The organism is Helicobacter vulpis (genome assembly GCF_003660395.1).
Classification (GTDB): Bacteria; Campylobacterota; Campylobacteria; order Campylobacterales; family Helicobacteraceae; genus Helicobacter; species Helicobacter vulpis.
Map to the genome: position 1 here is coordinate 25,159 of NZ_QXQT01000018.1, position 7,057 is coordinate 32,215.

Consider the following 7,057-nt stretch of genomic DNA (forward strand, 5'->3'; position numbering starts at 1 on the left):
TTCTAGCTAAACTTTTTTAATCCGCGCTTGGCAATATAGCCCCACAGACCTAGAGAAACCCCCACCATCACCAAGCTTAAAATCTGCCCCATGCTCAAGTGCCAAAAATAATACCCTAGTTGTGCGTCCGCCTCTCTCCAGTATTCGCAAATAAAGCGCGCGCACGCATACCCCAAACCATAAACCACCATGAGCATGCCCGGAGCGCGCACAAACTTTTTAGCCACCAACACTACCACAAATAGTACCAGCCCCTCTAAGAACGCCTCAATGAGTTGGCTAGGGTAGCGCAAAACCCCATTGACCATAATGCCAATTTTATGCCCCCACACATCGCCACTAGGCACCACCCGCCCTACTAATTCTTGGTTTAAGAAATTGCCTATCCGCCCAAAGACATACCCCAAGGGCAAAGAGATCGCAATCAAGTCCAAATAAATTAAAAAGTTTTGCTTTTTGACCACGCTAAAGAGTACAGAGGCGATTAAAAAACCCACCAGCCCGCCATGGTAACTCATCCCTCTAATGCCCACAAATTCGCCATTGTAAAAGGGGTTGAAAATCTGCCATGGGGCTTTGAGATAGTAAAGGGTGTTGGGATCGTAGATGAGGATATAGCCCAAGCGCGCGCCCAAGATCACACCCAACTCCACATAGAGAAAATAGCTTTCAAAATGCGCCCTAGTGATGGGGAAACGCTGCGGATCGCATTTGATCGCCCTGAGCGCGACAAAAAAGGCGATGAGCAACGCGCTCACATAAGCCAACCCATACCAATGTACATTCAAGCCAAAGAGAGAAAAGGCAATGGGGCTAAAATGGCTGTAAATTTCATTCCAAAAACTCAAAAACCATCTCCTAGGTCAAAATAGGGGGGGGTGGGGGCTTGTAGGTCATAGCCCAAAATCTGCACGCGTTTGGCATGCAAAAAGAGATGCGCACTGGGCTTTGCTCCATAGAGGGTATCCCCCACAATGGGGTGCTTGATCGCGCTTAGGTGCGCGCGGATTTGATGGGTTACCCCGGTTTCAAGCACCACTTTTAAAAGGGTGTGGCGGGGGTAATGCTTTAGGGGGGTGATGTGCGTGATCGCCTCTTTGCCCCTAGGATCACAGAAACTTTTGACAAAACCCTTATGCGCATGCGCATGGCTTTTTTGCACCCTTAAGGGCATGCGCAAGGTTTGTACCCCGCGCACTATGCCCTCCACCAATGCGCAATACTCCTTATAAACCCCTCTTTGTTTGAAAGCCAATAGCGCGCGGGTATAAAAGGGATCACAAGCTAGCAAGAGAACCCCGCTTGTGGGCTTGTCTAGGCGGTGCAAGAGTTGGTAGGGCGCATGCGTATCTTGTACTCTATAGCTATCCACTCCCGGGCTCTTGCAAATGGCTAAGAGTGTGTCATCTTGATAGAGAACGCTAGACTCCACACTTTCTAGCACCTCAAAACGCGTTGTGAGGGGGAGCAGAGTTCTAGCCAATTTTACGGGTTTGTTGTGTACGCGCACTCTGCCCAAATCAATCAAGCTTTTGGCTTGGTTGTGCGAGATACCCAATTGCACACTTAAGAGTTTATAGGCTTTTTGCATATCATTTGGGCTAATGTTTCTAGGCGGTGATCGCCATATTCAATAGAGCTAGGCAGGATGTCTTGGGCTTGGGCTAAAGCTTGGCTTAATTGATAGGGTTCTACCAAGACATAATTTTGCACACAGCTAAACAAGGCTTCTTGATTGAAAATATGCATGCCACTGATGAGTTTAGCCCCAAAAAAGGCAGGTTCTAGGGGGTTATGCCCTCCTATGGGGGCAAAAGCCCCCCCTAAAATCACAATGTCGGCGATGGCATAAAAGTCATTGAGCACCCCTAGCGCGTCAATCAAGGTAACTTGATGACACCATGTGAGCCCCTCTGAAAAGACATCAAAAATAAGTCCTTTTTGGATCAACATTTTCTGCACTTCTGCAAAGCGCTCAGGGTGGCGCGGGGCAAGGCAGAGAAACGCATCGCTTTGAAGGGCTAGAAACGCTTCTAAGATCAAAACTTCTTCGCCCGGATGGGTGCTAGCCCCTAGAATCAAAGTTTTAGGGGGTTTTGGGTAGTGGTTGGTGCGCTTGGGGGGGTTGAACAGCTTGAGATTGGGGAAGATCGCCCCTGTTCGCGCCCCTAAGGCATACAGCCTTTCTAAATCTAGCATGCTTTGGGCGTAGATGCGATCCACCTTAGAAAACAGGTAAGCATAAAACGCTCTAAAGCGGTGGTAACGCGGGTAAGAACGCTCAGAGATGCGCGCGTTGATCAACAAGGTTTGCGCCCCCACTTGTTTAGCCAAAACAAAGACCCCTAGCCACAATTCGGCTTCTGTAACCACTAAGGATTGCAACTGATCTAAATCCTTGCGCCATAGCCAAAGCAAAGTTTCAAAGAGCAAGTAGCGCACCTGTATAGAGGCGTTATGGGCATAGGTGTTATAAGCAAGCGTGTAGCCGGTTTGGGTGGTGGTGGTGAGCAAGATAGGGGTGTTGGGGAAAAGGGCTAGCAAGGGTTCTAGGGATTTGACTTCGCCAAAGGAGCAGGCATGAAACCACAATGTGGGTTTAAAGCTCAAGGCATGCCCCTTAGCAAAAAAACGCGCCCCCAAAGAGTGACGGTATTTGGGTTTGAAACGCCACAGGGCGATTAAGGGCAGAGCTAATAGGTGTGCTAGTGCAAGCACAGCAATATAGACGTGATAAAAAATTAGATCTCGCTTGTGGGTTGGGGTTGGGTTTCTACATAGAGAATGCGCCCACAATGCGGGCAGGTCAAAATGTCTTGACTGCCCAAAATCTCCGTATAAGTCTTGTCATTAATGCGGATAAAGCACCCCCCGCACGCCTGCCTGCGCACACTCACCACACAGGTGTTGCCCGCCCAACGCCTAATGCGTTCGTAAAAGGCGATGAGTTTGCGATCCATGTTGAGGGTGAGGGTTTGCTTTTGCTGGAAAATCTCTTGTTGGCGTTGCTTGATCTCTGCGGTGTCCTTTTCAACCTGTTCTTCTAGAACGCTAATTTGGCTTTCAATGCCCTCTAAAGCCTCTTGCAACGCGCTTTGGAGCTTGTTTTTATGATCGATCTCATCCTCTAGGCGTTCGATCTCTTTATTGGCTTGGTTGGCACGCTCCTTAGTGATGTCCTCTTCAATCCCCAAAGATCGCAGTTCGCGCTCAGACTTGATCTGGGCGATCTTTTTTTGAATGCTGTCCACTTTGGCGTTGATTTCATGGAGGGTCTGTTCGTTCTTGGCAATTTGCAATTTCAACGCCGCCTTTTCTTCTTCTAGCGCGCTGTATTCGGCCTGCTGTTTGTGTTTGGTGGCTAATGCCCTGTCTAAATCCACGCGTTTAGCTTGAATCAAGGGTTCTAGGGCTTCAATGTCTTTATCTAGGCGCGAAATCTCTATCAATTGGGTTAAATGCGCGTTCATGCCATGCCTTGTAGATGTGATTGGGGGATTTTAGCATATTTTGGCTTAGGTAGGAGTGTTGTATCATGGCAAGAACACTCTTTTATATGGGGCAGGATAAAGAAAAACATGGGTTTGGGGTTTTCTAGATTTAAAACTTGGGCTTTTTGCTTGGTGGTCTTATGGGGGGTGTTGGGGCTCTTAAGAGCAGAGGAGGTGAGCGCTTTGATGCTAAGGGGGATCAAGGCTACCCATGATGGGCGCTATAAAGAGGCTTTTCATCTCTTCAAACAAGCGCACAAACAAGGAGATTTATTAGGGAGCGCGTATTTAGGGGAGATGTATTTGTTTGGCGATGGCATGAAAGAAGATGCTTGCAAGGCAAAACACTATTTTACATTAGTGATCAAAAAAAAGCCCTCACAAAACGGGGATGTAGCCGTGATCATGGCTAAAGCCTTGCTTTCTAGCATGTATAGCGATGGTTCTTGTGTGAAAAAGGATTGGGATAAAACCGCGCAATTGTTAACAGAAGTTCTTGAAGCCAATGGCGCGTTGATCAGACTAGATGGTACAAATTTGTATGTGAATCTAGATGAACTGCGCGCGCAAGATTTTGGAAAATTTAGCCTAAGGGGTGGGATGGTTGGGGCGAGTGTTGATATGATGGGGCAGTGTTTGGAGTTTAGCCCTAAGTTTAAGGCTTCAAAACAAGCGTTGTTGATCGCAAAAGCGTGTTATGAAAAGGCGTTAGAATTTGGGCTTGATGCCACCAAGCACTTACAAAGGGTGCAGCAAAAATTACAGCGCCAAACCCCCAAGCAAAACCCAGAAGTCAAGATTTTTTTATAATCTCGCTCTCAATCCAACCCCACAATCTCAACACCCCTTGACTCTCTCTCTCTCTCTGTATAATGGCACTCTATCTTACAACGAGGAGACAAACATGTTTATCCAAGATTTGAGTGTGGAACAACAACAGGTGTTCTTGTATTTGGCTAGAAAAGTCATTGAGGCCGATGGGGTGTTGCATGAATTGCAACTGGGCGCGTTGGATACGATCAAAAAGCAATGCGAGCATGGCATCTCTGAAAAAGAAGTGCCCTTAAACACTCTAGGCAAACTTTTCACCACTAACCACGCCAAACACGCCGCCTTGCTAGAGCTCACCTCTGTAGCTCTAGCCGATAGCCGTTGGCATGACAATGAGAGAGATACGATCTACTCTTATGTCAAAGAGATGGGGGTATCCACCCAAAAGGTGGATCAACTCAAAGACTGGGTGGTGAAAAACTTCATGCTTTATCAAGAAGCGGTCAAGTTGTTGGATTAGGGGGGAGAGATGTTTGGATTTTTAAAAGCCATGGTGAGTCCAGCGGGAATTGCTGTAGCTAAAAGCGATAAAGAAAAAGAAAAGAGGGAAAAAGAAGCGAGGGAGCGAGAGTGGTTAGAGTCTATGCAAAGACGATCGATAATGAGATCGCCACAAACTGCAATTCTATATATGGCATATGAAATAGGTAAAAGATTTTATGAAAGTTTTATGGTCATAATATCCAATACGCAGAAAAAGTAATATACGGGATGATGCTCCGGTCGATGGAGAACCTGCTGTGAGTAGTATTTTATGGTACGACTTGGGCGATGCTGCACATTCGGGTATTTATCTAGGCAAGAAAAAAATCATGCATTTGAAGGAGTCTTTCAACACCCTAGAATTTCCCCCCCTTTTTTTCCTTTTCCAATCCCCCCCTTTGCTCCCTTCCACTCCCCTCCTTTTCCCCTCAAAGCGCGCTTCTTACGCGTTAGGGCTCCTATTAAGGCTTTTTGGAGCGCCGCTCTAAAAAGCTTGCTTAAAACGTATTGGGCCCACTGCGTCCCATTTTCTGACACAAGCACATCAAAGAACTTTACACTTGGCTCATTTTAGCCAAAATTTTTTAATCTTGTCAACACCGCGCTCTAGCCCCCTAATTTAGCCCACTCTGACACGTGTTGGCGCACATCGGTAATCTACTCTGTTTTTTAGCCCAAAGCGCGCTCTTGGCACAGATATACGCCTTAGGCCCCTGTATTAGGCCCATGCGCGCGCGCTAAATTGAAAAGGCCGGGGTTAGAGCACCCGCGTTTTCACCCTATTTGCCCTTTTCTTGCGCCCCTCTTTGCCCTTATGATGCGCTGTTTGAAGTTTCTTTAGTGCGTTGGGCTAAAGCTAAAGGCTGCCTACCTGCTTACCCGCATGCAAGAAAAAAATCTACACATAGAGGCTTAGTCCATGCCTTTAAACTCCCCTAAAAACCCCCGCCTTTGGCTTTAAAAGCTTTTAACCCTTTTTTAACCCCGCGCTTTTGGCTACAATTCCAGCCCTAGAAATCCAAAAAGGAATAGAATGGACATAGAGCTTAAAATTGATTTGGGGCGCGCCTTTAAGGCGGTGCTCCAGCGCGACCATATCTCTAAAAAAGTCAATAAACGTGGCCAAATTGAGGCGGGCACTCTGGGGCGCTTGTGGGTGTGCGACTCCCAAAACAAAGAGCTCTTCAGCTGTTACACTATGGAAAACGCGGGCACGCCCACAGATGAAGGCGGGCTAGACAAGCCCATCATCGCGCGCACCTATACGCTGCACTGGGCGGATAGCGGGGTGTGCGTCCCCCCTGAATACCAAAAAAAAGGCGCAAAGGGGCGCAACAAAGCCCTATGGCTCCATGACCCCAATAACCCTAAATTCGCCCATAGGCGCATCATGATCCACGTGGGTAATGACGCGATTGATAGCCTAGGGTGCATCTTGCTAGGCAAGGGCTATAATAAAGAGACAGGCTGTATCACCCAAAGCAAAAGGGCGGTTTTGGAGTTTTACCAACTCTGCGACACATATGGGGTAGAAAACTTCCAATTCATCATCTACGATTTAGAGGCCTTTTAATGCAGATTCCCAAAGAAAAGTTAAAAACCTATGTGGGCGTGTTTGTCGCCTTCGCCCTCGTGCTCTCTGTAGCCCAAAACATCCATTACTTTTTTAAGTACCGCGCCTCTGTGGACACGATGCTCGTTGTGGTGGCCAAAAACCCCCCGGAGTTCTCTAAAAAAGAGCTAGAGTCCGCTCTAGATTCCCCGGCCAAAAGCCCTAGCACCAGCACTCAAATATTCCTCCAAGACCTGATCAAAGAGGCCCAAAAACAAGGAATCGCCAAGAAAACTTTACTCTTAGATTTGCGCAGCAAGATAGAATAATGTTACATTTTCAAGAATACGCAGAGCTTTTGCCCATCGCTCTAATTGGCCTATTAGCCGGGGGGTTAAATTATTTTGAAGCCCCTCAAGCTTCCTTAAGGCGCGCGCTGGTGGTGGTCATAACTAGCTCCTTTATTTGCCTGTGCGTCTTTACTATGCTTAGCGCCACTGCTTTGCCCTACATGGCCAAAGTGGGTTTAAGCGCGTCTGTAGGTTACTTTGGGGTGGACAAAGCCATAGAGCTCATTAAAAACATCTTGAGCCTCAAAAAGCCCTAATGCCCTATGTTTTCCTAGTCTTTGCAATAGGCCTGCTCACAAGTGGGCTCACTCTGCTCCACTACATCCAAGAGAACACGCTGTTAAAAGAGA

General features: G+C 47.3%; 10 protein-coding genes. 6 read left to right on the forward strand and 4 right to left on the reverse strand.

Annotated elements, in window-relative coordinates; all coding sequences use genetic code 11:
• Positions 1 to 2 precede the first annotated feature (2 nt).
• From lgt to EAO38_RS06705, 4 genes are read right to left on the reverse strand one after another with little or no spacing between them, the layout of a single operon-like run.
• Entirely contained in the window at positions 3 to 848 is an 846-nt protein-coding gene (gene lgt, locus EAO38_RS06690; RefSeq protein ID WP_121022306.1) for a prolipoprotein diacylglyceryl transferase, read from the reverse strand.
• Entirely contained in the window at positions 845 to 1,591 is a 747-nt protein-coding gene (locus tag EAO38_RS06695) for an RluA family pseudouridine synthase (protein WP_121022308.1), read from the reverse strand. Before EAO38_RS06695 ends, lgt begins: the two co-directional genes overlap by 4 nt.
• On the reverse strand, positions 1,567 to 2,742 hold the full coding sequence (waaA, locus tag EAO38_RS06700; protein WP_407927431.1) for a lipid IV(A) 3-deoxy-D-manno-octulosonic acid transferase: 1,176 nt from the start codon (positions 2,740 to 2,742) through the stop codon (positions 1,567 to 1,569). The genes EAO38_RS06695 and waaA overlap by 25 nt, the downstream gene beginning before the upstream one ends.
• The gene (locus tag EAO38_RS06705) at positions 2,742 to 3,470 is read right to left on the reverse strand and encodes a zinc ribbon domain-containing protein (protein ID WP_121022311.1); all 729 of its coding nucleotides are present in this window, start codon (positions 3,468 to 3,470) and stop codon (positions 2,742 to 2,744) included. The genes waaA and EAO38_RS06705 overlap by 1 nt, the downstream gene beginning before the upstream one ends.
• Before the next feature lie 108 nt (positions 3,471 to 3,578).
• On the opposite strand from EAO38_RS06705, the gene EAO38_RS06710 reads away from it, so the two are divergent.
• The 6 genes from EAO38_RS06710 to EAO38_RS06740 all read left to right on the forward strand — a co-directional run bounded on the left by EAO38_RS06710 (position 3,579) and on the right by EAO38_RS06740 (position 6,964).
• On the forward strand, positions 3,579 to 4,301 hold the full coding sequence (locus tag EAO38_RS06710) for a tetratricopeptide repeat protein (protein ID WP_121022312.1): 723 nt from the start codon (positions 3,579 to 3,581) through the stop codon (positions 4,299 to 4,301).
• A gap of 94 nt (positions 4,302 to 4,395) precedes the next feature.
• Entirely contained in the window at positions 4,396 to 4,782 is a 387-nt protein-coding gene (locus EAO38_RS06715; RefSeq protein ID WP_121022314.1) for a molecular chaperone DnaJ, read from the forward strand.
• Between the two features lie 9 nt (positions 4,783 to 4,791).
• Entirely contained in the window at positions 4,792 to 5,025 is a 234-nt protein-coding gene (locus tag EAO38_RS06720) for a hypothetical protein (RefSeq protein WP_121022316.1), read from the forward strand.
• Between the two features lie 813 nt (positions 5,026 to 5,838).
• A complete protein-coding gene (locus tag EAO38_RS06730; protein ID WP_121022320.1) occupies positions 5,839 to 6,378 on the forward strand; it encodes a DUF5675 family protein in 540 nt (179 codons plus the stop codon).
• On the forward strand, positions 6,378 to 6,686 hold the full coding sequence (locus EAO38_RS06735; RefSeq protein ID WP_121022322.1) for a hypothetical protein: 309 nt from the start codon (positions 6,378 to 6,380) through the stop codon (positions 6,684 to 6,686). The genes EAO38_RS06730 and EAO38_RS06735 overlap by 1 nt, the downstream gene beginning before the upstream one ends.
• Entirely contained in the window at positions 6,686 to 6,964 is a 279-nt protein-coding gene (locus tag EAO38_RS06740) for a phage holin family protein (protein ID WP_121022324.1), read from the forward strand. Before EAO38_RS06735 ends, EAO38_RS06740 begins: the two co-directional genes overlap by 1 nt.
• The last annotated feature ends 93 nt before the right edge of the window (positions 6,965 to 7,057 follow it).

Excerpts from the sequence above, each read along its gene's own strand:
- EAO38_RS06705 (WP_121022311.1), bottom strand. The coding sequence starts at position 3,470 with ATGAACGCGCATTTAACCCAATTGATAGAGATTTCGCGCCTAGATAAA.
- EAO38_RS06710 (WP_121022312.1), top strand. The coding sequence starts at position 3,579 with ATGGGTTTGGGGTTTTCTAGATTTAAAACTTGGGCTTTTTGCTTGGTG.
- EAO38_RS06735 (WP_121022322.1), top strand. The coding sequence starts at position 6,378 with ATGCAGATTCCCAAAGAAAAGTTAAAAACCTATGTGGGCGTGTTTGTC.
- EAO38_RS06715 (WP_121022314.1), top strand. The coding sequence starts at position 4,396 with ATGTTTATCCAAGATTTGAGTGTGGAACAACAACAGGTGTTCTTGTAT.
- EAO38_RS06720 (WP_121022316.1), top strand. The coding sequence starts at position 4,792 with ATGTTTGGATTTTTAAAAGCCATGGTGAGTCCAGCGGGAATTGCTGTA.
- EAO38_RS06695 (WP_121022308.1), bottom strand. The coding sequence starts at position 1,591 with ATGCAAAAAGCCTATAAACTCTTAAGTGTGCAATTGGGTATCTCGCAC.
- EAO38_RS06740 (WP_121022324.1), top strand. The coding sequence starts at position 6,686 with ATGTTACATTTTCAAGAATACGCAGAGCTTTTGCCCATCGCTCTAATT.
- EAO38_RS06730 (WP_121022320.1), top strand. The coding sequence starts at position 5,839 with ATGGACATAGAGCTTAAAATTGATTTGGGGCGCGCCTTTAAGGCGGTG.